23 protein-coding genes are annotated in these 24,953 nt (G+C 58.9%); 7 read left to right on the top strand and 16 right to left on the bottom strand.

Annotated elements, in window-relative coordinates; genetic code table 11:
* Positions 1-2: 2 nt before the first annotated feature.
* The 15 genes from AC2CGI_RS04395 to flhD all read right to left on the bottom strand — a co-directional run bounded on the left by AC2CGI_RS04395 (position 3) and on the right by flhD (position 16,023).
* The gene (locus AC2CGI_RS04395; protein ID WP_342139196.1) at positions 3-407 is read right to left on the bottom strand and encodes a flagellar protein FlhE; all 405 of its coding nucleotides are present in this window, start codon (positions 405-407) and stop codon (positions 3-5) included.
* Complete coding sequence (gene flhA, locus AC2CGI_RS04390; RefSeq protein WP_021504090.1) at positions 407-2,485, bottom strand: flagellar biosynthesis protein FlhA; 2,079 nt, start codon at positions 2,483-2,485, stop codon at positions 407-409. Before flhA ends, AC2CGI_RS04395 begins: the two co-directional genes overlap by 1 nt.
* Positions 2,478-3,629 carry a flagellar biosynthesis protein FlhB gene (flhB, locus tag AC2CGI_RS04385; protein WP_021504091.1) on the bottom strand — a complete coding sequence of 384 codons (1,152 nt, stop codon included), beginning with the start codon at positions 3,627-3,629 and terminating at the stop codon, positions 2,478-2,480. The genes flhA and flhB overlap by 8 nt, the downstream gene beginning before the upstream one ends.
* Positions 3,630-3,794: 165 nt before the next feature.
* The gene (cheZ, locus tag AC2CGI_RS04380) at positions 3,795-4,439 is read right to left on the bottom strand and encodes a protein phosphatase CheZ (protein ID WP_076740731.1); all 645 of its coding nucleotides are present in this window, start codon (positions 4,437-4,439) and stop codon (positions 3,795-3,797) included.
* 10 nt (positions 4,440-4,449) lie between these two features.
* A complete protein-coding gene (gene cheY, locus AC2CGI_RS04375) occupies positions 4,450-4,839 on the bottom strand; it encodes a chemotaxis response regulator CheY (protein WP_004934862.1) in 390 nt (129 codons plus the stop codon).
* Positions 4,840-4,941: 102 nt separating this feature from the next.
* Positions 4,942-5,991 carry a protein-glutamate methylesterase/protein-glutamine glutaminase gene (locus AC2CGI_RS04370; RefSeq protein WP_004934865.1) on the bottom strand — a complete coding sequence of 350 codons (1,050 nt, stop codon included), beginning with the start codon at positions 5,989-5,991 and terminating at the stop codon, positions 4,942-4,944.
* Positions 5,991-6,863, bottom strand: coding sequence for a protein-glutamate O-methyltransferase CheR (gene cheR / locus AC2CGI_RS04365; RefSeq protein ID WP_025159837.1), 873 nt, complete (start codon positions 6,861-6,863; stop codon positions 5,991-5,993). Before cheR ends, AC2CGI_RS04370 begins: the two co-directional genes overlap by 1 nt.
* A 28-nt stretch (positions 6,864-6,891) precedes the next feature.
* Positions 6,892-8,517, bottom strand: coding sequence for a methyl-accepting chemotaxis protein (locus tag AC2CGI_RS04360; protein ID WP_004934871.1), 1,626 nt, complete (start codon positions 8,515-8,517; stop codon positions 6,892-6,894).
* 76 nt (positions 8,518-8,593) lie between these two features.
* The gene (locus AC2CGI_RS04355) at positions 8,594-10,264 is read right to left on the bottom strand and encodes a methyl-accepting chemotaxis protein (protein WP_031299749.1); all 1,671 of its coding nucleotides are present in this window, start codon (positions 10,262-10,264) and stop codon (positions 8,594-8,596) included.
* A gap of 194 nt (positions 10,265-10,458) precedes the next feature.
* A complete protein-coding gene (cheW, locus tag AC2CGI_RS04350) occupies positions 10,459-10,959 on the bottom strand; it encodes a chemotaxis protein CheW (protein ID WP_004934876.1) in 501 nt (166 codons plus the stop codon).
* 32 nt (positions 10,960-10,991) lie between these two features.
* A complete protein-coding gene (cheA, locus tag AC2CGI_RS04345) occupies positions 10,992-12,995 on the bottom strand; it encodes a chemotaxis protein CheA (protein ID WP_021504093.1) in 2,004 nt (667 codons plus the stop codon).
* Positions 12,992-14,056 carry a flagellar motor protein MotB gene (gene motB / locus AC2CGI_RS04340; protein ID WP_004934882.1) on the bottom strand — a complete coding sequence of 355 codons (1,065 nt, stop codon included), beginning with the start codon at positions 14,054-14,056 and terminating at the stop codon, positions 12,992-12,994. Before motB ends, cheA begins: the two co-directional genes overlap by 4 nt.
* A complete protein-coding gene (motA, locus tag AC2CGI_RS04335) occupies positions 14,053-14,943 on the bottom strand; it encodes a flagellar motor stator protein MotA (RefSeq protein ID WP_015378266.1) in 891 nt (296 codons plus the stop codon). The genes motB and motA overlap by 4 nt, the downstream gene beginning before the upstream one ends.
* Before the next feature lie 145 nt (positions 14,944-15,088).
* Positions 15,089-15,673 (bottom strand): flagellar transcriptional regulator FlhC, encoded by a 585-nt coding sequence (gene flhC, locus AC2CGI_RS04330; protein ID WP_016927281.1) that lies wholly within the window; start codon positions 15,671-15,673, stop codon positions 15,089-15,091.
* Complete coding sequence (gene flhD / locus AC2CGI_RS04325; protein ID WP_004934891.1) at positions 15,673-16,023, bottom strand: flagellar transcriptional regulator FlhD; 351 nt, start codon at positions 16,021-16,023, stop codon at positions 15,673-15,675. Before flhD ends, flhC begins: the two co-directional genes overlap by 1 nt.
* A 1,344-nt stretch (positions 16,024-17,367) precedes the next feature.
* On the opposite strand from flhD, the gene ydgT reads away from it, so the two are divergent.
* From ydgT to AC2CGI_RS04310, 3 genes are all read left to right on the top strand, one after another.
* Positions 17,368-17,583 (top strand): transcription modulator YdgT, encoded by a 216-nt coding sequence (gene ydgT, locus AC2CGI_RS04320; protein WP_004934895.1) that lies wholly within the window; start codon positions 17,368-17,370, stop codon positions 17,581-17,583.
* 197 nt (positions 17,584-17,780) lie between these two features.
* Entirely contained in the window at positions 17,781-18,200 is a 420-nt protein-coding gene (uspC, locus tag AC2CGI_RS04315) for a universal stress protein UspC (protein ID WP_016927278.1), read from the top strand.
* 84 nt (positions 18,201-18,284) lie between these two features.
* Positions 18,285-19,316, top strand: a complete 1,032-nt coding sequence (locus tag AC2CGI_RS04310; RefSeq protein WP_076740730.1) for an NADP-dependent oxidoreductase — start codon at positions 18,285-18,287, stop codon at positions 19,314-19,316.
* Positions 19,317-19,350: 34 nt separating this feature from the next.
* On the opposite strand, the gene pcp is transcribed toward AC2CGI_RS04310, so the two are convergent.
* On the bottom strand, positions 19,351-19,998 hold the full coding sequence (pcp, locus tag AC2CGI_RS04305; protein ID WP_015378269.1) for a pyroglutamyl-peptidase I: 648 nt from the start codon (positions 19,996-19,998) through the stop codon (positions 19,351-19,353).
* Positions 19,999-20,095: 97 nt separating this feature from the next.
* Here pcp and AC2CGI_RS04300 point away from each other — a divergent pair, with 97 nt between their 5' ends.
* From AC2CGI_RS04300 to AC2CGI_RS04285, 4 genes are all read left to right on the top strand, one after another.
* Positions 20,096-21,028, top strand: a complete 933-nt coding sequence (locus AC2CGI_RS04300) for a LysR family transcriptional regulator (protein ID WP_015378270.1) — start codon at positions 20,096-20,098, stop codon at positions 21,026-21,028.
* A gap of 513 nt (positions 21,029-21,541) precedes the next feature.
* Positions 21,542-23,881, top strand: a complete 2,340-nt coding sequence (locus AC2CGI_RS04295) for a type VI secretion system Vgr family protein (protein ID WP_015378271.1) — start codon at positions 21,542-21,544, stop codon at positions 23,879-23,881.
* A gap of 10 nt (positions 23,882-23,891) precedes the next feature.
* Positions 23,892-24,281 carry a DUF3592 domain-containing protein gene (locus AC2CGI_RS04290; RefSeq protein WP_004934914.1) on the top strand — a complete coding sequence of 130 codons (390 nt, stop codon included), beginning with the start codon at positions 23,892-23,894 and terminating at the stop codon, positions 24,279-24,281.
* Positions 24,282-24,382: 101 nt separating this feature from the next.
* Positions 24,383-24,883, top strand: coding sequence for a hypothetical protein (locus AC2CGI_RS04285; protein ID WP_015378272.1), 501 nt, complete (start codon positions 24,383-24,385; stop codon positions 24,881-24,883).
* The last annotated feature ends 70 nt before the right edge of the window (positions 24,884-24,953 follow it).

The raw sequence follows: 24,953 nt of genomic DNA, 5'->3' as shown, positions 1-24,953 counted from the left end.
TGTTACTGATAATTGACGATCACCTGATTGCCAATCACCCGCAGCGGCGGATTCAGCCCGCCTTGCGACTGCACGTAATAGACAAAGCGCAATTCCGCATTGGCCGGTTCGCCCTGCAGACCGTTGCTGCCGCCGCTGCCGCCGCCCAGCGGAATACAGCGGTTTACCGTGCAGAGCTGGGCCTGCAGCCCCACCGGTTCCGGCCCCAGCAAACGGTAGCGCCAGCTGACGCTGGTGATGCGCGCATGGGCATCCGGCAGCGCGTTCGGCGGCCGCAAAGCGGCGGATTCATCGCGCATCCCGCCCTGTTCCAGCGTGACCCCCGCCCCTTCAGCCACCCAGGAGCCGGACACCGCGCCGGCGGCGAGCGGAGCCAGCAAACAAAATACGAACAGACAGCGTTTCATCAGGCCGCTCCGATGGTCGAGGTCATGCGAATCTGGCGATCGTCGTTGATCTCCAGATTGGACAACACCACGATCTGCGGCAGGCTGCGACGCAGGAAGCGCGCCAGCAAGGCCCGCAGCGCATGGTTGACCAGCAGCACCGGCGGCGCGCTGAGCATTTCTTGCCGCTGCAACGCCTGGCGTGCCTGATCCAACAGACGATCGGCCAGCCCCGGCTCCAGGCCGCCGCCGCCCTGCAACGCCTGCAGCAACAGACGCTCTAACTGGGTATCCAGGCCGATAACCTGAATCTCGCCGTTGCCCGGGAACCACTGCTGCGTGATCGCCCTGCCTAGCGCCACTCGCACCACGGTGGTCAATTCATAAGGATCGCTCTGCGCCGGGGCGTGTTCCGCCAGCGTTTCGACGATGGTGCGCATATCGCGAATGGAAACGCGCTCGGCGAGCAGATTTTGCAGCACTTTGTGCAGCGTCGTCAGCGACACCACGCCCGGCACGAAGTCTTCGGTCAGCTTCGGCATCTCCTGCGACACGCGATCCAGCAGCTGTTGGGTCTCCTGGCGGCCAAACAGCTCGCTGGCGAACTGGCCGATCAGGTGATTGAGGTGTGTCGCCACCACGGTGCTGGCCTCCACCACGGTAAAGCCCTGGATCTGCGCCTGCTCGCGCAAGGCGCTGTCGATCCATACCGCCTCGAGCCCAAAGGCCGGATCGACGGTTTTGTCTCCCGCCAGCTCGCCTACGGCATTGCCGGGGTTGATCGCCAGCCAGCGGCCCGGCTGCGCTTCACCGCTGCCGATCTCGACGCCTTTCATCAGGATACGGTAGCTGGCAGGCGGCAGTTCCAGGTTGTCGCGAATGTGCACCACCGGCGGCAGATAGCCCATGTCCTGGGCGAATTTCTTGCGGATGCCGCGGATACGGCCCAGCAGTTCGCCGTTCTGCTGAAAATCGACCATCGGAATCAGCCGGTAGCCCACCTCCATCCCCAGCGGATCTTCCAACTGCACGTCGGCCCAGCTGGCTTCGGCGGCCTGCGGATTCTCCGGCATCACCGGATCTTCCACCGTTTTCGGCGCCTGTTGTTCACGGCCGCGCAGCCACCAGGCGAGGCCCAACAGAGCCGCGGTAAACAGCAGGAACACCAGGTTCGGCATGCCCGGCACCAGGCCCAGCAGCCCCAGCACCCCGGCGCTCAGCAGCATCACGCGCGGATTGTTGAACAGCTGGCCCACCATCTGCTCGCCGACGTCCTGATCGGTCGCGACGCGGGTGACGATGACGCCGGCGGCGGTGGAGATCACCAATGCCGGGATCTGCGCCACCAGGCCGTCACCGATGGTCAGCAGCGTATAGCTTTCCGCCGCCGCCCCCAGCTCCATGCCGTGTTGCACCACGCCGACCAACAGGCCGCCGACTACGTTCAGCACCATGATCATCAGGCCGGCGATGGCGTCGCCGCGCACGAATTTACTGGCGCCGTCCATCGAGCCGTAAAAGTCGGCCTCCTGGGTCACTTCGGCGCGGCGTTTCTTCGCTTCGTCTTCACCGATCAGGCCGGCGTTCAGATCGGCGTCAATCGCCATCTGTTTGCCCGGCATGCCGTCCAGCACGAAACGCGCGCCCACTTCGGCGATACGCCCCGCACCTTTGGTGATGACCATAAAGTTAATCAGCACCAGGATGATGAACACCACGATGCCGATGGCGAAGTTGCCCCCCACCAGGAAGTGGCCGAAGGCTTCCACCACGCGGCCGGCGGCGGCGGAGCCGGTGTGCCCCTCCAGCAAGATGATGCGTGTCGACGCGACGTTGAGCGACAAACGCAGCAATGTGGAGAACAGCAGGATGGTCGGGAAGGCGGCGAATTCGAGCGTGCGCTGGGTGAACATCGCCACCAGCAGCACCATGATCGACAGCGCGATGTTGAAGGTAAACAGCAGGTCGAGGATAAACGCCGGCAACGGCAACACCATCATCGACAGGATCAGCAGGATCAGCACCGGGCCGGCCAACACCTGCCACTGCGTATCTTTAAAATTGCCCGGCAAACGAAGCAGGGAGGCCAAATTAGCCATCAGAGTCACTCTCTTTTGCAAAATCCAGTGCTTCCGGCACCGGTAAACGTTCAGGTTTTTTCGGGATCAGGCCGCCCTCGCGCCGCCAGCGGCGCAGCTGGTACACCCAGGCCAGCACCTCGGCGACCGCGGCATACAGGGTGGCCGGAATATGCTGGCCGATCTCGCTGTGCCGATACAGCGCGCGCGCCAGCGGCGGCGCCTCCAGCATCGGGATGCGGTGTTCCGCGCCGAGTTCGCGAATGCGCAAGGCGATTTCGCCGGCCCCTTTGGCCAGCACTTTCGGCGCACTCATTTTTTTGTCGTTGTACTGCAACGCGACGGCGTAGTGCGTCGGGTTGGTGACGATCACGTCCGCCTTGGGCACGTCGGCCATCATGCGGCGCCGGGCGATCGCCCGCTGCTGCTGACGAATGCGTCCCTTGACGTGCGGGTCCCCTTCCTGGTCTTTGAACTCGTCGCGAATATCCTGCTTGGTCATCTTCAGCTTTTTGAAGTGGCTCCACAGCTGATAGAACACGTCGAACGCCACCATCGGCGTCAGCCCCAGCACCACCAGAAAACCGCAGAACAGGATCATCTGCAGCGCATTGCCCAGCGCATCGAGCGGCTGCTGGGTCATCAGATGCAGCATCGCCGCCCAGTTGTGCCACAGATAGAGGCCGGTCACCCAACCGACCAGCGTCGCTTTCAGGATCCCTTTCAGCAGCTCGGCCAGCACTTGGGTAGAAAAGATGCGCTTCAACCCGGATAGCGGGTTCAGCCGCTTCAAATCGAACTTGATCGACTTGCCGCTGAACAAAATGCCCCCCAGCAACATCGGCGCGGCGAGCGCCACCAGCACCAGCCCCGCCATGATCGGCAGCAGCGCCAGCACCGCCTGGCGCAGCAGCATGCCCAATTGGCGCAGCATCTGTTTATCGTTGCTGACCATGCCGTGATCGAAGTTCAGACCTTGCGTGAGCATCGCCGCCAGCTGTTGCGCCATGTTGCTGCCGGACATCAGGATAATCGCCAGGCCCGAGAGCAGCATCAGTACCGAGGTCAGCTCGCGCGAGCGCGGGATCTGGCCGTCTTCACGCGCCTTCTCCAGCCTGTGGGGCGTGGGGGCCTCGCTTTTTTCCAGATCGCTGTCTTCAGCCACGAAACGCCGTTCCTGTGTCGGGAGGGTAAAGAATGGCGGTCAGCATGCCAAAAAATTGGCGATGTCATTGGCGGAACAACGGGGAAAAAGGCGGGTTATTTAGGGGATGAGACCAAAACGACGTGGCTTGTTGTCGGGGCGCGCCGTCGCGCGCCCCGAAAGGCCTCAGAAACCGAGGCTGTCGAGCAGATCGTCGACCTGCGCCTGATTGGCGATCACGCCGACGCCGTTCTGGTCGAGCTGCGGGCCGTTCAGCAGGCTGTCGTTCGGCCGTTTTTCCTTCACCGGCTGCTCCGGCATGTTTTCCATCAGCACCATCAGCAGCTGCTTTTCGATCTCCTGCACCACGTCCATCATGCGCTTGATCACCTGACCGGTCAGATCCTGGAAGTCCTGCGCCATCATGATCTCCAGCAGCTGGGCGTTGGTGAAGGCCGTATGGCCCGGCACCTGATCCAGATACTGGCGCGTGTCGTTGACCAGAGAACGCGCGTCGTCCAGTTCGATGGGATTGGCGAACCACTCGTCCCAGCGCTCTTTCAACGCGTTGGCGCCGGATTCCAGCTCCGCCTGGCGCGGTTGCGCCGCCTCCACGCAGTTCAACGCCCGTTCCGCCGCCTGCGCCGTCATGGTTACGACATAGTCAAGACGGTCGCGCGCATCCGGGATCGCCTCTGCCGCCTGGGCGATCGCCTGATCGAGCCCCAGTTCGCGCATGCTGTCGCGCAGCATTCGGGTCAGTTGGCCGATGCGGGAGATGATCTCTCCCGCGGTCGCTGCATCGCTGGCAGGCATTGGAATGTCTCTCATCGCCCTCTCCTTACATGCCCAATTTTTCAAAAATCTTGTTGAGCTTTTCTTCCAGCGTCGCCGCCGTAAATGGTTTTACTACATAACCGCTGGCGCCGGCCTGCGCCGCCGCGATGATATTTTCTTTCTTGGCTTCCGCGGTCACCATCAGTACCGGCATCGCGGCCAGCGCGCTGTCGGCGCGGATGGTTTGCAACAGCTCAAGCCCGTCCATGTTCGGCATGTTCCAGTCGGACACCACGAAGTCGAAACCGCCGGCGCGTAGCTTGTTCAGCGCATCCGCGCCGTCTTCAGCTTCTTCGACGTTGTTGAAGCCCAGCTCTTTGAGCAAATTTCTGACGATGCGGCGCATGGTGGAAAAATCGTCCACAACCAGAAATCTGAGGTTCTTGTCTGCCATTGTTACTCCTGAAATAGTTAACCGTTTAATGATGCAACACCGCAGGCCGCCGCACGGCGAACCTGGGTCATATCGCCGCCGGGAAGACCCTGCGGACTGAAATCAAATGCGCAATGCCTGGCCGCCGGCGATCTGCGCCAGCATTCGCTGGCTCATTCTGTCCAGCTCGACCACTTCGCTGACGCCGCCGCTGGCGATCGCCTCGCGCGGCATGCCGAACACCACGCAGCTCGCCTCGTTCTGCGCCAGGGTATAGGCCCCGGCGCGGTGCATCTCCAGCATCCCCGCCGCACCGTCGTTGCCCATGCCGGTGAGGATCACCCCCACCGCATTGCGGCCGGCGTATTGCGCCACCGAGCGGAACAGCACGTCGACCGAGGGGCGATGGCGGTTGACCGCCGGGCCGTCATGCAGCTTCACCTGATAGTTGGCGCCGCTGCGCGTCAGCTCCAGATGGCGGTCCCCCGGGGCGATGTAGGCGTGACCCGGCAGCACGCGTTCGCCGTCCTCCGCTTCTTTCACCGTGATCTGGCACAGCTTGTTCAGCCGCTCGGCGAACGAACGGGTGAAACCCGGCGGCATGTGCTGGGTGATTAGCAGCGCCGGGCTGGTAGCCGGCAGCGGCTGCAGCACCTGGCGGATCGCTTCGGTGCCGCCGGTGGAGGCGCCGATGGCGATCAGTTTTTCACTGCTCAGCAGCGGCGCATGGCTGAGGATCGCCGGCGCCGGGCTGCTGGAGCGCTGAGGCAGACGCGCTCTGGCCGCGGTGCGGATCTTCTCGGCAATCAGCTCGCTGTAGGCCAACATGCCCTCGCGAATGCCGAGTTGCGGTTTGGTGACGAAATCCACCGCGCCCAGTTCCAGCGCGCGCAGCGTGATTTCCGAGCCTTTGCCGGTCAGCGAAGAGACCATCACCACCGGCATCGGCCGCAGGCGCATCAGCTTCTCGAGGAAATCCAGCCCGTCCATGCGCGGCATCTCGACGTCCAGCGTCAGCACCTGAGGATTAAATTTTTTGATCAGATCGCGCGCCACCAGCGGATCCGGCGCGGTCGCCACCATTTCCATGTCGGGATGGCCGTTCACGATTTCCGTCATCAGCTGGCGCATCAGTGCCGAATCGTCTACGCATAACACTCTGATTTTACTCATTACCTCTCCTTGGTCAGCCCATACACGGTCTGCCCACGCAAGTAGAAATCCCGGCTGATCTGGCTGAAATTCTCGGAGTGGCCGGCGAACATCAGCCCCCCCGGCTTAAGCAAGGGAACGAAGCGGCGCAGGATGCGCTCCTGCGTCGCCTTATCGAAATAGATCATGACGTTGCGGCAAAAAATGGCGTCGAATTGCCCCGGCAGCGCCCACTCCGGCGCCAGCAGATTCAGCGGCTGAAAGTTCACTCGCGCCGCCAACTCCGGCCGCACGCGCACCAGCCCCTGATGCGGACCGGTGCCGCGCAGAAAATAGCGCTGCATTTGGGTCGGCGTCAGGGTGCGCAGATCTTCCTGGCGGTAAACGCCCGCCTCCGCTTTTTCCAGCACCTGCGTATCGATGTCGCTGGCCCAGACCTGGCAACTGCCGGCACGCTGCCCCAGGGCATCGCTCAGCGTGATGGCGATCGAATACGGCTCTTCGCCGGTCGAGGCCGCGGTGCTCCAGACGCTGTAGCCGTTCGGCCGCGAGCGCGCATGCTCCGCCAGGATCGGGAAGTGATGCGCCTCGCGGAAAAATGCCGTCAGGTTGGTGGTCAGCGCGTTGATGAACGCCTGCCACTCCGCGCTGTTCGGATCGCTTTCCAGCAGCGCCAGATAATCGCCGAAATCGTGCAATCCCAGCAGCCGCAACCGGCGCACCAGGCGGTTGTAAACCATCTCGCGCTTATGCTCCGCCAGCACGATGCCGGCGCGTTGATAAATCAACTGGCTGATACGGCGAAAATGCACGTCCGACAGCGGCAGGCGCTGCACCATTTGCGTCAACATCGACGCAGTATCCCGGTTAGAAGTTGACGGCGCCTGTTTCATGCCGCCTCACCGGAGTAAAACGTGCTGCTTATGCGGTTTGACAATCTTGGGCTTCCTTTACCACGGGTGAAACTGCGTTGTTGCTGTTACCTGGCGCGACGAAGTTATCGTCCGCCAGACGGAATACCGCGACCGCGTCGGCCAGGGTAATGGCCTGCTCTTCCAGCGCGGTGGCGGCAGAAGCGGATTCTTCCACCAGCGCGGCGTTCTGCTGGGTAACCTGATCCATCTGGGTCACCGCCTGCGTCACCTGCTCGATGCCGCGGCTCTGTTCATCCGAAGCCGACGCGATCTCGCCCATGATGTCGGTGACGCGCGTCACCGAACGCACGATGTCCTGCATGGTGGCGCCGGAATTTTCCACCAGCACCGAGCCGTGTTTGACGCGGCTGACCGATTCGTCGATCAGCACCTTGATCTCTTTCGCCGCCTGCGCGCTGCGGCTCGCCAGGTTGCGCACTTCGCCGGCGACCACGGCGAAACCGCGCCCCTGTTCACCGGCGCGCGCCGCTTCCACCGCCGCATTGAGCGCCAGAATGTTGGTCTGGAAGGCGATGCCGTCGATTACGCTGGTGATGGCGCCGATTTTCTGCGAGCTGTTGGCGATATCGTGCATGGTGGTGACCACGTCCCCGGCCAGTTCGCCGCCCTTGGCCGCGGTGGCCGAAGCGTCGCGCGCCAGCTGAGAGGCCTGCCGCGCATTGTCGGCGTTCTGTTTCACCGTCGCGGTAAGCTGTTCCATGCTGGCGGCGGTTTCTTCCAGCGAAGCGGCCTGCTGCTCGGTGCGGGAAGAGAGATCGTTATTGCCTTCGGCGATCTCCTGCAGGCCGATCAGAATCGACTCCGCACCGTCGCGCACCGCGCCGACGGTACCGATCAGTGACTGCTGCGTGCGTTGCAGGCTGGCGAACAACATGCTGATTTCATTGCGGCCATACACCTGAATCGGCGTCGCCAAATCGCCGGCGGCGATGCGTTCAAAGTGGCTGCGGATTTGGTTCAGCGGCTGTACCAACATGGTGCGCAACCACCACATGGCGCTGCCGGTCACCACGATCAGCATCAAGACCGCCCCCGCCAGCATCAGGCCCGCCAGCGTGAAGGAGAATTGGTTGGCGTCTCGAGCCTCGCTGATGTCACCGTTGACCAACTGCAGGTACTGCACGAAGTCAGCCTCAAACAGGTCCTGGGTTTTCTGCGTCGGCTGATCCATAAACGCCTGCAGCTCGCCCTTTTCCAGGAAACCGATCAGTTCACGCAGTGCGCCGCGCAGCCGCTCGTAGCTGGCCTTGGTGGTAGCCGTCTGCTGGTTCTGCTGTTCACTGCTGCGTTCAACCGCCATAAACTGATTGAAATAGAGATCGGCCTTCTGCAGCGAACTGCGGGCGCTGCTCATCAATTCGTTCACCTGCTCCTGCGGCAGTTTCAGCGCCGCGCGGGTGCCGGCGCGGTTCAGCGTATTGCGCGCCTGCAACAGCGACACCCAGCTCAGGCTGAGCGAATCGCGCTGCTGGCTGCCGAGGGTGATGATGTCGAGGTTGTGGTTATCGGAACGAAACGCGGAATACGACAGGCCGCTGCTGGCCAACTGCAGAACGCAGAAGGTCATCAACAACAGGAACAAGCTGGTAGAGATACGGATTCGGTTAAACACTGTGAACCTCCTTGCAGCCGGCCGGCGACCGGCCTACGTAGGGAAAAGGGCCTCTGCGAGAGAGGCCCGATACCGGTCAGAACGTTTCCCAGTTATCCTGCAGATCGCTGGCGTTCATTTTCTTATGATTGATTACCGGTGTTACCTGCGCCTTGCTGGTGACAGGCGCTTTAAACTCTTCCTGGCCTTCCGACCTCAGGCGGAATACCGCCACCGACTGGGTCAGCATGCTGGCCTGTTCTTCCAGCGCCGCCGCCGCCGAGGCGGACTCTTCCACCAACGAGGCGTTCTGCTGGGTGACGCGGTCCATTTCCGCCACCGCCTGGCCAACCTGATCGATGCCGCGGCTCTGCTCGTCCGACGCCGAGGCGATTTCGCCCATGATGTCGGTCACGCGGGTGACGGCGTTGACGATGTCGCCCATGGTTTCCCCGGCGCTTTCCACCAGCACGGAGCCCATATCGACGCGGCTGACCGAGTCTTCGATCAGGCCTTTGATCTCTTTCGCCGCCTGCGCGCTGCGCTGCGCCAGGTTGCGCACTTCACCGGCCACCACCGCGAAGCCGCGGCCCTGTTCGCCGGCGCGCGCCGCTTCCACTGCGGCGTTCAACGCCAGGATGTTGGTCTGGAAGGCGATACCGTCGATCACGCCGGTAATATCGGCGATCTTCTGCGAGCTGCCGGCGATGTCGTGCATGGTCTGCACCACGTTGGCCACCACCTTGCCGCCTTTCTGCGCGGTTTCGGAGGCGCTCAGCGCCAGTTGTGAAGCCTGACGGGCGTTTTCGGCGTTCTGTTTCACCGTCGCGGTCAATTGCTCCATGCTGGCGGCGGTCTCTTCCAGCGAAGCGGCCTGCTGCTCGGTGCGGGAGGAGAGATCGTTGTTGCCCGCGGCGATTTCAGACGCGCCGCTGTAGATGGCGTCCGCACCCTGGCGCACGCCGCTGACGGTTTCGATCAGTTCGCTTTGCATGTGTTTCAGGCTGGCCGCCAGCACGCCCATTTCGTTGCGGCTGTTGACGACGATCTGCTGAGTCAGGTCGCCGGCGGCGATCTGTTTGATGTGGTCGATCATGCGGTTCAGCGGGCGCACCAGGATGTGATGGATACCGGTCCAGACCAGTACGATCACCGCCAGCACCACCACCAGCACCACGATCAGCGTCCAAATGGCCGAGTTGTAGGAGCTGTTGCTGCCGTCGACCGCGATTTGGTACAGCTTGCCGTTTTGCTCCAGATAAACGTTGTAGCTCTGCTCAAAGTTGTCCTGGTAACTCTGCGTAGGCTGATCGAAGAAGGCGTTGATTTTGCCTTCGCCCAGCAGTTGGATCAGCTCGGAGAGCGCGCCGTACAGCACATCGTACTGCTGCTTGAGGCGTTCCGCCGACTGAGGATCCTGGCGCGGGTCCTGAGGAATTTTCTCGTACGCGGCGTAGTGTCTTTCCGCTTCACCCAGCTCTTCCTTCGCCTTGGCCAGCAGTTCATCAATGGTGGCGCCGCTGCCGATCTTGTTGGTATCCATCATGTAGCGAATACCGGCGCGGTTCAGGGAGTTGCGTGCCTGCAGCAGGTCAACGCGGCTTTCACTCAGCTGCAGCTGCTGCTGGCGGATCGTTTGCAGGACGGTAAAGTTTTCCTTATCGCTTTTCAGCGAGGAGAAAAAGAGTCCGCCCGAAATCAACTGCAAGGCGCCAAACAGCACCAACACCAGCAACAGGCTGGTGACCACCTTCATACGATTTAACATGATTTCCCTTGTTGAAGCCCGCGCAGACAGGCTCTGATGACGTTGAATGTGAGAGTTATCGGCGCCGTGCGGCAAAACTTTATGCGGGAAAGTAACTATTTTTAGTGGGGGTTCCGAGCGCGGCTGAGGCCATCGCGACAGATCAGGGAAAGTGAAGATTAAAGGGGGCGGCGCCCCGCCCCTTGAGTCTGAAATCAGACGCTTTTCGCCACGCTGTCGACCAGCGACATCTCTTCGCTGCTCAGCAGCTTTTCGATATCCACCAGGATCAGCATGCGCTCGCCCAGCGAACCGAGGCCGGTGAGATATTCGGTCGCCAGGGTCACCGCGAACTCCGGCGCCGGACGGATCTGATCGGCGGTGAGCGACAGCACGTCGGAGACGCCGTCAACCACGATGCCCACCACGCGCTGGCCAAAGTTCAACACGATCACCACGGTGTTTTCATCGTAGGAAACACTTTGCTGCGAAAATTTCACCCGCAGATCGATGATAGGAACAATCACGCCGCGCAGGTTGGTGACGCCCTTGATGAACGCCGGGGTGTTGGCGATGCGGGTCACCTGATCGTAGCCGCGAATTTCCTGCACCTTGAGGATGTCGATGCCGTACTCCTCGTTGCCCAGGGTAAAAATCAGAAACTCTTGCCCTACCGTTTCGCCAGCCAATTTGCTGACGGCTGCCAATCCTGCCATATCATTCACCTTTTAAATCAATAAACTCATTATTATGCGGCGGCGTCCGTCAGACGCTTTTCACGGTTCAAGGTTTGCAACGCCGAGACATCGACGATCAAGGCCACGCTGCCGTCGCCCAGAATGGTCGCGGCGGAGATGCCCGGCACTTTGCGGTAGTTGCTTTCCAGATTCTTCACCACCACCTGATGCTGGCCAATCAGCTGATCTACCAGCAACGCATAGCGGCGGCCGGCGCTTTGCAGGATAACGACGATGCCCTGCGTGGCGTCGGTTTTGGCGCCTTCCACTTCGAATACCCGATACAGCTCCACCAGCGGCAGGTATTCGCCGCGCACCTGCAGCACACGCTCGCCGCCGGCCAGCGGATGCAAATCCTCCGCCTGCGGCTGCAGCGACTCCATCACCGCGTTCAACGGCAGAATAAAGACTTCGTCGTTCACTTTGACCGACATGCCGTCGAGGATCGCCAGCGTCAGCGGCAACAGGATGCGGATGGTGGTGCCTTTACCGGCCTGCGAACGGATCTCGACGTGGCCGCCCATCTCCTGAATATTTCTTTTCACCACGTCCATGCCGACGCCGCGGCCGGAAACGTCGGTCACCTGCTCGGCGGTGGAGAAGCCCGGCGCAAAGATCAGCATGCCGACCTCTTCGTCGCTCATGCTGTCGCTGACCGCCAGCCCTTGCGAAGCCGCCTTGGCGAGAATTTTTTCGCGGTTCAGCCCGGCGCCGTCGTCGATGACTTCAATACAAATGTTGCCGCCCTGGTGTTCGGCCGACAGCACCAGATTGCCCACCGCCGACTTGCCGGCGGCGATACGGGTAGCCGGCTCTTCGATACCGTGATCGAGGCTGTTGCGCACCAGGTGCGTCAACGGATCGATAATGCGTTCGATCAGGCTCTTGTCCAGTTCGGTCGAGCTGCCCTGCAGCGTCAGCTCCACCTGTTTATTCAGCTTGCCGGCCAGATCGCGCACCAGCCGCGGGTAGCGGCTGAAGACGTATTCCATCGGCATCATGCGGATCGACATCACCGATTCCTGCAGATCGCGCGCGTTACGCTCCAGCTGGCTCATGCTGTTCAGCAGATCGCCGTGGTTCACCGGATCGAGCGTGCCGGAGCGTTGCGCCAGCATCGATTGGGTGATCACCAGCTCGCCCACCAGGTTAATCAGCTGATCCACCTTTTCCACCGCCACGCGGATGCTGGTGGATTCGCTCGCCTTGGCGCGCGCTTTTGGCGCTTCGGCCGGTTTCGCGGCAGGTGGCGCGGCGTTCGCGACCGGCGCAGGCTCCGGTAAGGCGGCCACTTCCGGTAAGCTCGCTTCTGCGATGGCCGGTTCGCTCTGGGTCGGCGTCGAGAAGCTGATTTGTTCCGGTTCCAGCACGAAGCACAACACGGCGCTGATGTCGTCTTCACTGGCGGAGGTGAGCAACGTCACGTCCAGACTGTGTTCCGTCTGATGCGGATCTTTAACCTCGCCGAGGTTGCCCAGCTCTTCCAACATCAAGGGGATTTCACTGGCTTTCAGCCCGTTCAGGCTGATGCGCATGCCGCCCTCGATCGCCGCCGGCGCGGCCGATGGCTTAACGACAGGCTGCTGAACGGCCGGTTGAGCCGCAGGCGCCTCTTGCTGCTGTTGCGCTTCCAACGCCAGCTGGCGCAGCGCCTGACAAATGTATTCAAAGCTTTCAGCGTCAGGCTGTTGCGAGGTTTTATAGGCGTCCAGTTGCTCCTGCATAATGTCTTTGGTTTCCAGAAACAGGTTGATAATCTCGGTGCTCAGGCTCATTTCCTGGCGTCTTGCACCGTCCAGCAGGTTCTCCAGCAGGTGGGTGGTTTCCTGCAGCACCGAAAAACCAAAGGTCGCCGCGCCGCCCTTGATCGAATGCGCCGCGCGGAAGATGGCGTTCAACGGCTCGATATCGGGGGCCAGCGGATCCAGCTCCAGCAGGTGTTGCTCCATGTCGGCCAGCAACTCGTCTGCCTCATCAAAGAAGGTCTGATAAAAATCGCTAATGTCCATGCTCACGGGGTCACCTCTGGCTGTGAGTCGCGGTTAGTCGGTGCGGGTGCGGACGCCGGTGGTTCCGGCGCCTGATCGGCCGGTGCTATCGCCGGGGATGCCTGCGGTGGAGCGCCTGGCGTTGTCGCCACCGGTTCCGGGGCCGTCGCCGAGGGTTCCGGCGTTTGGCTGGCCGGTGCGGTCGCCGACGGCGCCAGCTGCTTCAGGCTGTCCGGCTGGGCGATATCCATCGCGTTGCTTTCGGCATTTTCGTGCTCGATGCCCTCTTGCGTTTGCTTGTTCAGCACCAACACGGTGATGCGACGGTTAATCGCGTCATCGGCGCCATGCTGTTTCAGGCTCATGGTGGCCGCCATGCCCACCACCCGCAGCACCTTGCCTTCCGCCAGGCCGCCGGCGATCAGCTCGCGCCGGGAGGCGTTGGCGCGATCGGCCGACAGTTCCCAGTTGCTGTAGCCGCGCTCGCCGGTGGCGTAAGGGATGTCATCGGTGTGGCCGGACAGGCTTATTTTGTTCGGCAGGTCGTTAAGGATCGGCGCTATCGCCCGCAGAATATCGCGCATGTAGCTCTCGACCTGCGCGCTGCCGGTTTTGAACATCGGCCGGTTTTGGCTATCGATAATCTGGATGCGCAGCCCTTCGTCCATCATGTTGATCAGCAGATGCGGACGCAGCGCCTTCAGGCGCGGATCGGACTCAATCAACTCATCCAGCTTTTCGCGCAGCTTGTTCAGGCGCAGCTCTTCGGCGCGCGAGTCCGGCGAATCGACCTGTTTTTTCACCAGGCCATGCTGCTGCGTGGGATCGTCGCCGCCGCCAGGAATGGGGCTGCTCTCGGAACTGCTCTTGTCGCCGCTGGTCAGGGCAACCTTGAGCGGCGTACGGAAATATTCGGCGATTTGCGTCAGCTCCTGCGGGCTGGCGATCGCCAGCAGCCACATCACCAGGAAGAACGCCATCATCGCCGTCATAAAGTCGGCATAAGCGATCTTCCAGGAGCCGCCGTGATGGGCGGCATGATGCGACTTGCGCTTTCTGACCAGAACGACCGGATGATTCTGTTTCATGCTTCTTCTTCTTCCGTCGCCTGCTGCGCCGGCGCTTTCACGCGGCGCACGTGTTCTTCCAGCTCAACGAAAGAAGGACGTTCGGTGGTATACAGCGTTTTGCGGCCAAACTCGACTGCGATCTGCGGCGCGTAACCGTTCAGACTCGACAACAGCGTGACCTTGATGCACTGCATCATCTTGACGTTTTCGGCGCTCTTCTGGCGCAGCAACGTCGCCAGCGGCGAGATGAAGCCGTAGGCCAACAAAATGCCGAGGAAAGTACCGACCATGGCGTTAGCGATCAGCGCGCCCAGCTCAGCGGCCGGACGGTCAGCCGAAGCCAGGGCGTGCACCACCCCCATCACCGCCGCGACGATGCCGAACGCCGGCAAGGAGTCGCCCACCATCGCCAGACTGCCGGCGGGCACTTCGCTTTCCTGCTCGTAGGTTTCGATCTCTTCGTCCATCAGCGCTTCGATCTCGAACGCATTCATATTGCCGCTCACCATCAGCCGTAAATAGTCGGTAATGAACTCCACCAGAGTGTTATCGGCAAGGATGCGCGGATAATTAGAGAAAATTTCACTTTCTTGCGGATTATCGATATCGAACTCGAGCGACAGCATGCCCTGCTGGCGCGATTTGGCCAGCAGACGGAACAGCAACGCCATCAAATCCATATACAGATCTTTGTTGTATTTGGAACGGCGCATCAGCCGCGGCAGCGCGCGCAGCGTGGCTTTGATCGCTTTGCCGTTGTTGCCGACGATAAAGGCGCCGACGCCCGCCCCGCCGATAATCAGAAATTCCGCCGGCTGATACAACGCCCCGAGATGACCGCCCACGATCAGGTAGCCGCCAAACACCGCACCCAATACCACGAGATAACCCAAAATAACTAGCACACGCATTCCTTAAATTAACAATGTGGATGGAAGGTGGGGCAAACGCGCCCTGGCGCGACAGACCAGGCTGCATGTCTGGGGGCGGCATGCCGCCCCTGCGTATCACACGTCGGTATTCATTGCCGAGAGCCGGCAACGTGGCGGCTCAAATGGCGCGTTTGACCTGCTCGTCCAGCAGTTGAGGAATAATATCGGCCAGTTGCGGCGAAAGTTTACGTCTTTTTACGGCGCGGGATGGGGGTTGGCATAAACTGCAGATGAAACCATTCAGCGGCTGGTGCGCGTGGGTGATAAATGCGCCGCCGCAGCAGCTGCAGGCGGAAAGCTGCAACATGCCGCTATCGACGAAGCGCACCAGCGTCCAGGCACGGGTCAGCGCCAGCAACGGCGCCTCGCCGGCCTGCTGCGGACACTGCTCGAGATAGAGGCGATAGGCTTTGATCACCGCCTCCACGCCGCTGCACTGCCCGCTTTTCATCAAAAACAGGTAAGCGTTGTAAAACATCGACGAGTGAATATTTTGTTCCCAGGTCATAAACCAGTCGGTTGAGAACGGTAACATTCCTTTTGGCGGCGGGCTGCCGCGTAACTCCTTGTAAAGTTTAATCAAGCGCCCGCGGCTAAGCTGGGTTTCACTCTCCAGCATCTGCAATCGGGCTCCCAGCGAAATCAGCTCCATGGCGAGCTGAATGTCCTTGGCTTCTTGAACGATACTTTTCTCAACCATCATCAGGCTCTTTTCTTCGTCGGGCTAGCGTCTTTACTCGATAGCTCTTGCAGTAAATGGCTTGATAGCAAAATGCCGGTATGGATTTGTTGCAGATCGTCGACGCGCGACTCTTTGGTCAGGCGTTCGATGGTCTGGCTTTCGTTAAAGCGGAAGTGGCAAACCAGCTGGTTGGTCTCGGCCAGTTTAACCATTTGCGGCAAAGTCAGCTGCGCCAGCGCATCGGCCATGGTTTCATCAATACCCAGGCGAAACATTGCGGACGCTTTTTCATCGTTGATCAAACGCTGTGCTAAAAGTAAATATGACAGATTGATGTCATAAATATGCTTAAGTAATTCAGACGTACCCATATTCCCCATCCCGACAGACTATGTTTAAAAACATACGCTGGGTGATAAATTTTATCGCCCGTGACTTGGGTTGTTTCCCAAAGTTGGCAAATTAATCTCTCAAAAACGACTGCTATAATTTTCGACAATCGCTAAATTCGACCACTGTTCAGTATTTGCTACGAGCGTAAACCAACGTGTATGGATGTACAGCATTCTGCTTCGATAGTGTTTAGTCACCATGAAACTATTTTTACAAATTTAATAAGATTATTCCTAAAGCAGCGCAACTCTACCCCCGAACCATTAGCACACACAATGTAAGTGAGAGGCAATTTTAAATACAATGTGACATAGATCACAAAAATAAAAAATAATTAAGCCAAATACCCCCAAATACGCTCACTTATTGACCGCCATTTTGCTCATAAAACAGCCATAGGTAAAAAAACGTCTTAAAAACAATGTTTATCCGCCAAAAAATTATCTTTTTTAGATCAATTCGAACAAAAGCATCACCAAACCAAAATAACAGAACAAAAATCTGCATATAGGCAACAAACTCAGTATAAATAACCATTTGAGTTACTAAAAAATATCCAAGCTGAAAAATAACCAATGTAAACTATAAGGTTATTAGCTATCGGATTTGACTTAAGCCTTCAGCCTGAGGCTGTTCTAATTTTCAACATCAGGTGATTATGGCTTATCAATGATTCGCAGGCGTAGTGAACAAGCCAACAGACGTAACGATATGTTTCCGTATTAGCACGATGCAAGAGTGCTTTTTTTGAGTTAAATTCCCCCAAAACGTTATATCGGCAGCAATTCATAAAACTTTAATGCTTTTTATTTCTTTTTCTGACGCCGAGATAATTCCCCCTCCCCTCAGAGATTATTTACATGGCTTTGGCTTTCATTGCTTCATTGTCATAAAATAAAACGCAGTTTTGTTTTACTGTTCATATTTCTTCATCGAACAAAACGGCTTTGCAACGCAAGCAGCGGCGACAAACATCGCCCAATGCCGCGGCGGCGCCACGGCCGGGTGAAAAAATCAGCCAAAAGAGGCCCGGCACGGCACCTTGTGCTTGCCCACAGCACGAACGACGACGCGTCGACCGTCAACCGCCCTGAGACTTTCCCTATTTCTCCATTAATCAGCAGGCTGAGATTGCTGACGGCGCACTGGCATATTATGATTTACCAAAGCGCCGCTACGGGCGGCGCGACATCATTACCCAGTGCAATTTATCTAATTGAAATGATTTTTGTCAGGTCGTACATCGCTGCCTCGACGGCGTCGCCGTGAGTCGCTATGTGTTATTCACCCGGCTTTAACTATTAACAGGCTATATTTTAATCATGACCGATACGCTCGAATATCTGCTGACATTTCGTAAATGCTCCTCTTTGGACAGCCTGGAGAAGGTGTACGACAAACTGAACTACTCCATTGAAAACGATACGGAAATGAGCAATATGTACCGTGCCGCCGACCACCGTCGCGCCGAGCTGGTTGCCGGTAAATTGTTCGATCTGGGCAAGGTGCCGAAAACGCTGTGGGCACAGGTGCTTTAATTCAGTGAAATTACGTGCGGCAACGGTTTTATCTTTTATTGCTATATAACCGGGGCACATTCAGCTTTTATTGCCGCGCGTGATATGAAACACATTTATTCCCCCCGCCAGGTTCTACCCTTTATCCGACGCAGTACTTCCACCAAGGCCGCCGCTGCAGCAGCCTGAAACACGATGGATACAACAAGGAGTCGGATATGGGGTATCAAAACGTTCTGGTCACCGTCGCCGTTGCCCCTGACAGCCACCGCCTGGTGGAAAAGGCCGTCTCCATCGTTCGCCCCTACGGCGGCAGCATCACCCTGTTAAGCACCCTCGCCAATCCGGAAATGTACAATAATTTCGCCGGGCCGATGCTGGGCGATTTGCGCTCGCTGATGGAAGAGGAAACCCGGCTGTTTATGGAGGAACTGCGCCAACGCGCCGGCTACCCTATCGCCGATACGCTGATCGTGCATGGCGAGCTGGGTGACAGCCTGGCATTCGCCAGCCGCCGTCAGCCGTTTGACCTGCTGCTCTGCGGCAATCACCGAGACAGCATGATGAACAAAGTCTCCTGTTCCGCCGCCCGCTTTATCAATATCAGTCATATCGACGTGTTGATCGTTCCGCTCTGAGCTAAGCACATTCGGTCACGTCGCCTCAGCGCTCCTGCACTAGGCTTAACGGACCTTGTTTGCCGCACCACAAAGGAGCTTTCGATGTCCCCTTCTCAACAGAACCGCCGCTTCCTGCTGGCCTCGCGTCCGAACGGCGAACCGACAGCGGCGAACTTCCGTCTCGATACCGTCCCCGCACCGCAACCCGGCGCCGGCCAACTGCTGCTGCGCACCGTATATCTGTCGTTGGATCCTTATATGCGTGGACGCATGAGCGATGCCCCCTCCTATGCGCCGCCGGTGGAGATCGGTCAGGTGATGGTGGGCGGTACGGTATCGCGCGTGGCGGCCTCACAGCATCCCGATTTCAACGTCGGCGATTGGGTATTGGGGTATGACGGCTGGCAGGAATATGCGCTGTCCGACGGCAGCGGCCTGCGCAACCTCGGCCCGCATTTGCCGCACCCTTCCCGCCTGCTGGGCGTGCTCGGCATGCCGGGATTTACCGCATACATGGGGCTGCTCGATATCGGCCAACCGCAGGCAGGTGAAACGCTGGTGGTGGCCGCCGCCAGCGGTGCGGTTGGTTCGGTGGTCGGCCAAATCGGCAAACTGAAAGGCTGCCGCGTCGTCGGCGTCGCCGGCGGTGCGGAAAAATGCCGCTATGTAGTGGAAGAGTTGGGTTTCGACGCCTGTATCGATCACCGCGCCCCAGACTTTGCCGAACGGTTGGCCGCCGCCTGCCCACAGGGTATCGACATCTATTACGAGAATGTCGGCGGGGCGGTGTTCGACGCCGTACTGCCGCTGTTGAACATCAAAGCGCGTATTCCGGTATGCGGCATCATCGCCCATTACAATGCCACCGGGTTACCTGCGGGGCCGGACCGCTTGCCGCTGCTGGAGGGGCTGATCCTGCGCAAACGCATCCGTATGCAGGGCTTTATCATCTTCGACGACTACGGCTCACGCTTTGACGAGTTCTTGCAACAAATGAGCAGTTGGGTCGAACAGGGGAAAATCAAGTTCCGCGAAGACATCGTCGACGGGCTGGAGCAGGCGCCGCAGGCGTTTATCGGCCTGCTGCAAGGCAAAAACTTCGGCAAACTGGTGATCCGCGTCGCCGACGAATAACCCGTAGCAGGGCGTGGTACGCCACGCTCTGCTTTTAATGTACGGCGCCGTCGCCGAATCGCACATCTTCCTCTACCGTCAGCGTCACCTGAACGACAGTGCGCACCGCTTCCACCATCGTCGCCAGTGCCATGCTCGGCTTGCCCGGGTGCGCTGCCGCCAGTTCATGGCTGTACGGAATATGCACGAACCCGCCTCTGGCCCGCGAATGCTGCATCTCCAGATAGTGACGCAGACCATAAAAAATGTGGTTGCAGTTGTAGGTGCCCGCCGTATAAGAGACCGCCGCGGGGATCCCCTGCCGGCGCAGTTGCTGCACCGCGGCCTTGACGGGCAGCGTACTGAAATAGCCCACCGGCCCGCCGGCAACCACCGGCACGTCAATCGGCTGTTTACCGGCATTGTCGGGAATGCGGGCATCGATCAGATTGATGGCTACCCGTTCCAGGGATATTTCGGCCCGGCCGCCGGCCAGCCCCAGACAGATCACCGCCAGCGGCTGCAATGCCTCAATCGCCGCGATCAACTGCTGGTTGGCCACGCCCAATACGCACGGCAACTCGAGCACCGCGATCTCCGCGCCGGCGATACGCTCTCCGGCCAATGCCTGCGCGACCTGCCAGGAAGGGTTCACCGCGTCACCCTCGAACGGCTCAATGCCGGTGATTAACACTTTGTTCATCATTTCCCCTGATTGAAGGCTACATTCGTGTGCTACCAGCCTAGGGAACGCTGTAAGATTCTGGAAATGGATTATCTGTATATAGAGTATTCATAAAATGAATTTAGCCAACGTCGATCTCAATTTACTGGTGGTGTTTGAAGCGCTGTATCAGACGCGCAACGTCACCGCCGCAGGCCGGCGTCTTAACCGCGCGCAACCTTCCGTCAGCAATGCATTGGCGCGGCTGCGCATTCTGCTCAACGATCCGCTGTTTGTCCGCAGCGGCGGCGGCATGGCGCCCACGCCGCGCGCCCACCAACTTATGCCACAGATACAGCGGGTGCTTGAGCAAATCCATTTGGCGTTGGCCCCGCCGGCCCGTTTCGATCCGGCCACCGCCGGGCAGCGGCGTTTTACGCTGGCGGCCGGCGACTATGCGGATATCTTGCTGCTGCCCGCCATCATCAGCCGTTTGCGTCAGGCGGCACCCGGCATCGATATTCGCGTTTCGCGCCTGGATCGCCACAATATTTACCGGCAACTGGATCGCGGCGAGGTGGATATCGCGCTGGGAGGGCACCTTTCCGGTGCGGAAAGCCACTATGTGCGCACGTTGTTTGAAGAACATCTGGTGTGTATCGCCAGCCGTTCACACCCACAGCTGGCGGATGGCCGCTGGGATCTGGCGCGCTACCTCAGCCTGCCGCATGGGCTGTACGCACCGGCAGACGACGGCTCTGCCAGAGGGTTGGTCGACCGGCGTCTGGCGGAAATTGGCGGTCAACGGCGCGTTGCCGTGACCTTTTCGCACATCGTCGCCCTGCCGGCGGTGGTCGCCGACAGCGATCTGATCGCCACCCTGGCCGCCAGCGTGGCCCGGCGTTTTTCCGATCCGCAACGCGTACGCATTCTCCCGCTGCCTAAGGAGTTGGCCATCGCGCCTTTCCCCATTGAGCTGATCGCCGGCCGACAGGCGCAACGCGACCCGGCCTTAATCTGGCTCTGTGACCTGATAAGCCGACTTTCCCTCGATCCCCTTCCGCGCTAACCGCATCAATTGCTGCTTTATCAACCATTCAGACTCACCGTCGGAGGCCCGCACCGCGGGCTTTTCACGCCGGCCAAATAGGAATCATCCGAATTAACATTCGGTAAATTTATATATTTGATCATCTTTAACTAACGAATGGTAAGGATAAAAAATACTCAGTGACTTTTTTCACGGAAAAAAAGAGTTGTTTTATAAACACGTTGACTTAAGTGTTACAGATTTATTATTTGGTATTACCATTTGACCAATAATTTGGGATAAAAAAAGATCTGCGCGTATCTATATGTTTTAGATAATAAAAAACCAGATCGTGAGCGAGTTAACGAATTGAGCATTGATCCACAAGGCTATTTTGCAAATGCAGAGCTCTATTGTAGACTGCACAAATCGTGCCTTTGTGTAAACTTTGTTAAATCTTTCGTCAGCCCCTGTCTCAATTCGTGACAGATACGCCATCGGGATCGCGCGTCAAATCTCGTGCGGTAGCTATGCCTAAACCGGGGATATAGTATGGATCGCCTTATCATTGCGCACACGCCTTTGCCCGCCAATCAGCTGTTGTTCAGAAGCCTTTCCGGTGAGGAAAAACTGGCCGGCCTGTTCGAATTCGACGTCGAGCTGCTCAGCCCCGACAATCGGCTCGATCTGAAAGCGCTGCTGGGACAAAAAATCACGCTGGAACTGCGGGGCAATCCGTTGGCGCCGCGTTATCTCAACGGCAATATCACGCGCATGACCCTCTCCGGACGAGAAGCCGGCGGCAACCGTTACTATATCTACCGCGCCGTGCTGCGCCCCACGCTGTGGTATCTGACGCAAAACCGCGATTTTCGCATCTACCAGGAACAGACCGTTCCCGACATCCTGACTCAGGTGCTGGGGCAGTATCAGGTGAAGATCGATAACCGCCTGAGTTACGACTACCGCATCTGGGGGTACTGCGTGCAGTACCAGGAGAGCGATTTCGATTTCATCAGCCGCCTGATGGAACACGAAGGCATCTATTATTATTTCACGCACCAGCAAGACGGCCATACGCTGGTGCTGGCTGACGCGCCGGCGGCCCATCAGGAACTCGCCGGCTACGCCAGCATTCCCTATCAGCTCGCGGAAGGCGGCCTGGTGGAAAACAAAGACAGCATCAACAGCTGGAGCGTTTCTGACGCCATCACGCCCAGCCTGTATAGCCTGGATGACTACGATTTTCGCAAGCCGCGCGCGCGGTTGCTGGAGGCCCGGCAAAATCCCGCCTCATTCGCGCAGGACAAAGCAGAGGTGTTCGACTGGCCCGGCCGTTATACCGATCACGCCCATGGCCAGTTTTACGTCAAGGTTCGCCAACAGGAGTTCGAAGCGCAGCATGAGCAGATGAGCGGCGAAGGCAATTCGCAGGGCATTGCGCCCGGCTATCGTTTTCAACTGACCCAGGCGCCGCGTATGGAAGACAACCGCACCTACCTGGTGGTCAGCGCACATTACTTCATGCAGGAGAACAGCTACACCAGCAACGATAACGATGTCGGCGAACAGCGAACCGAATTTCAGGTCGTTCCGGCGGATATCAATTGGCGCCCGGCGCGCACCACGCCCTGGCCGAAAACCCATGGCCCGCAAACTGCCGAAGTGGTGGGCCCGGAAGGCGAAAGCATCTGGACCGATAAATATGGCCGGGTGAAACTCAAATTCCGTTGGGATCGCCACGGCAGCGGCAACGAAACCAGCTCCTGCTGGGTGCGCGTCTCCAGCGCCTGGGCCGGCTGGAAATACGGCGGGATCCAGATCCCGCGCGTCGGTGAGGAAGTGGTGGTCGACTTTATCAACGGCGATCCGGATCGCCCCATCATCACCGGCCGCGTTTACAACGAAGACAGCATGCCACCGTGGGATCTGCCCGGCGACGCCACCAAAATGGGCTTTATGAGCCGCAGCAAAGGCGGCGGCGTCGACAACGCCAGCTTCCTGTTCCTGGAAGACTCGCCCGGCAACGAATCTTTCGACATGCACGCCGAACGCAACATGAACATGACGGTGGAGAACGACAAGAACGTCAATATTGACGGCAGTCGCACCACCACCATCGGTCGCCAGCAGGACGACACCGTCACCGGCGACGCCACGTTCCTGTACAAAGCGAAACGCACCACAACGGTCAATGGGCTGGAAACCGCCAACCTGAACGCTCACCAGACGGTGAACATCAAAGGCGGCCGCGACCTGACGATTATCGACGGTGGCGATAAAATCGACATCACCGGCAATCAGTCCTTCAAGCTCGACGGCGCGCAGACGCAAAACATTACGCAAACCCAGCATGTCACGGTGAAAGGCAACCAGACCCTCGACATTACCGAGGGGCAACAAACCAGCACCATCAAGCAAGGGCAGACGGTCAACATCACCTCCGGCGGGCAGCACACCACCATCACCGCCGGCGGGCAGGAATTGACGATTAAAGGCGGCGGCCAAACCGCCACCGTAACCGGGGATGTCACCGAGACCTACAAAAACGATCAGAGCACCACGATCACCGGCACGCTGACCATCAAGGCGAAAACGATCAATATCACCAGCGCGGACGGCGTATCGGTGCAGACACCGAGCTGGAAAGATAACTGCCACGGCTTGAAATGGGTGGCGACCGGGGCCAACTTCGCCTTTTACGGTTCAAATCTTGCGTTGACAGGAGCCAGCCTGAAACACACGATGCTGGATATCTCGCACAACCCGCTGTCGATCAGCAAAACCAATTTCAAGCTCAGTAATGATCCCATGACGTTCACGCAGCTTGGCGCGCTGGTGACCAACGGTGCCTTACGATTGAGCACCAAGGCGCTGGCGATCTTCTTGTAAAGGGACTCCCATGTCGAAGGCCAAAAATGTTTTCACCGTTATCGGTTTGATTTTATTGGCTCCCATTCTCAGCCTGGTGGGCTTTTTCAAATTCATCACGGTCGATATCTGGGGTTATTTCAAACATATCGGTTCTTCCCTCAGCGTGATGGAGAACGGTATTTCCGCCTCAGGGCAAATCGTCAGCATTCGCCAGACCAACCTGTGGGACGGGAATCGGCCGGTCTGCGAAGTCGAAGTCAAGTACATCGCCCAAGACGGGAAAAACCATACGGCCGTGGCGAAAGGCCCGATCAGCGTCGTGGATCTGCCGCGTTATCAGCCGGGCCATTTCATCGCGATAAAGTACGATCCGAAGAATCCCAAAAAAGCGGTGATCGAAGAGCTTTCCCGGCTTTGAGCGAAAAGCATCCCTTCAATCACGCGATCCGATTTCAACGTTCCGTAAACGGCTTACCGTTCATCAGTTCGCGAAATCACCTTGCATAAGGAAGTGTCACGATGGGCACGTTCATTGCCTTTTCGACGCAGGACAGCCTCTGGGGACAAGTCCTGTTTACCTTCTTTGGCATCCTGGTTGGCTGCGTATTGCTCGCTGCGATCGGCAAAACCTTTTTGTCGGCCAACCGAGCGGCCACGTTGCCTGTGCGGCTGCTGATCTTTGTCGCGCTGATGCTGGCGCTCCTGAAATACAACCAGCAGGTGATGTCTGCGGTAAATGCCCCCGCAGAACTGATCGGATTGCTGATTTTTCCCGGCTTTTTGATGAGTTACCTGGGTGCGGCGCCCACCGGCAGACTGGCGCTGGCGATAGAGCTGCCCTGTTTTGCGGCGCTCGCCGCGCTGCTGATCCTGGGCACCAATGACATCGGCTTCTTTGCGCCCTATCACCTGGAGAGCGCCGGCCAATTGATCGCCAAGGCGATCGCCGCGGCGTTGTCCGTGGCCGCCGTGCTGCTGGCTCGTGGAATAAGCGGAAAGGACAACGCACTGTCCTCTTGATCATCCATTTCGAAGCGGGGCGCTCCCCGCATTGGCGATCGGCTCTGAACGCCGCATCGTTTTCTTCATC

This window comes from Serratia sp. LSHTC3, from assembly GCF_057197125.1.
This window is presented reverse-complemented; position numbering and strand designations above follow the sequence as displayed.

Coding starts and splice junctions, on each gene's coding strand:
- AC2CGI_RS04395 (WP_342139196.1), bottom strand. CDS start 407: ATGAAACGCTGTCTGTTCGTATTTTGTTTGCTGGCTCCGCTCGCCGCC.
- flhA (WP_021504090.1), bottom strand. CDS start 2,485: ATGGCTAATTTGGCCTCCCTGCTTCGTTTGCCGGGCAATTTTAAAGAT.
- cheZ (WP_076740731.1), bottom strand. CDS start 4,439: ATGAGAGACATTCCAATGCCTGCCAGCGATGCAGCGACCGCGGGAGAG.
- cheY (WP_004934862.1), bottom strand. CDS start 4,839: ATGGCAGACAAGAACCTCAGATTTCTGGTTGTGGACGATTTTTCCACC.
- AC2CGI_RS04370 (WP_004934865.1), bottom strand. CDS start 5,991: ATGAGTAAAATCAGAGTGTTATGCGTAGACGATTCGGCACTGATGCGC.
- cheR (WP_025159837.1), bottom strand. CDS start 6,863: ATGAAACAGGCGCCGTCAACTTCTAACCGGGATACTGCGTCGATGTTG.
- AC2CGI_RS04355 (WP_031299749.1), bottom strand. CDS start 10,264: ATGTTAAATCGTATGAAGGTGGTCACCAGCCTGTTGCTGGTGTTGGTG.
- cheW (WP_004934876.1), bottom strand. CDS start 10,959: ATGGCAGGATTGGCAGCCGTCAGCAAATTGGCTGGCGAAACGGTAGGG.
- motB (WP_004934882.1), bottom strand. CDS start 14,056: ATGAAACAGAATCATCCGGTCGTTCTGGTCAGAAAGCGCAAGTCGCAT.
- flhC (WP_016927281.1), bottom strand. CDS start 15,673: ATGATGGTTGAGAAAAGTATCGTTCAAGAAGCCAAGGACATTCAGCTC.
- flhD (WP_004934891.1), bottom strand. CDS start 16,023: ATGGGTACGTCTGAATTACTTAAGCATATTTATGACATCAATCTGTCA.
- ydgT (WP_004934895.1), top strand. CDS start 17,368: ATGACCGATACGCTCGAATATCTGCTGACATTTCGTAAATGCTCCTCT.
- uspC (WP_016927278.1), top strand. CDS start 17,781: ATGGGGTATCAAAACGTTCTGGTCACCGTCGCCGTTGCCCCTGACAGC.
- AC2CGI_RS04310 (WP_076740730.1), top strand. CDS start 18,285: ATGTCCCCTTCTCAACAGAACCGCCGCTTCCTGCTGGCCTCGCGTCCG.
- pcp (WP_015378269.1), bottom strand. CDS start 19,998: ATGAACAAAGTGTTAATCACCGGCATTGAGCCGTTCGAGGGTGACGCG.
- AC2CGI_RS04300 (WP_015378270.1), top strand. CDS start 20,096: ATGAATTTAGCCAACGTCGATCTCAATTTACTGGTGGTGTTTGAAGCG.
- AC2CGI_RS04295 (WP_015378271.1), top strand. CDS start 21,542: ATGGATCGCCTTATCATTGCGCACACGCCTTTGCCCGCCAATCAGCTG.
- AC2CGI_RS04290 (WP_004934914.1), top strand. CDS start 23,892: ATGTCGAAGGCCAAAAATGTTTTCACCGTTATCGGTTTGATTTTATTG.
- AC2CGI_RS04285 (WP_015378272.1), top strand. CDS start 24,383: ATGGGCACGTTCATTGCCTTTTCGACGCAGGACAGCCTCTGGGGACAA.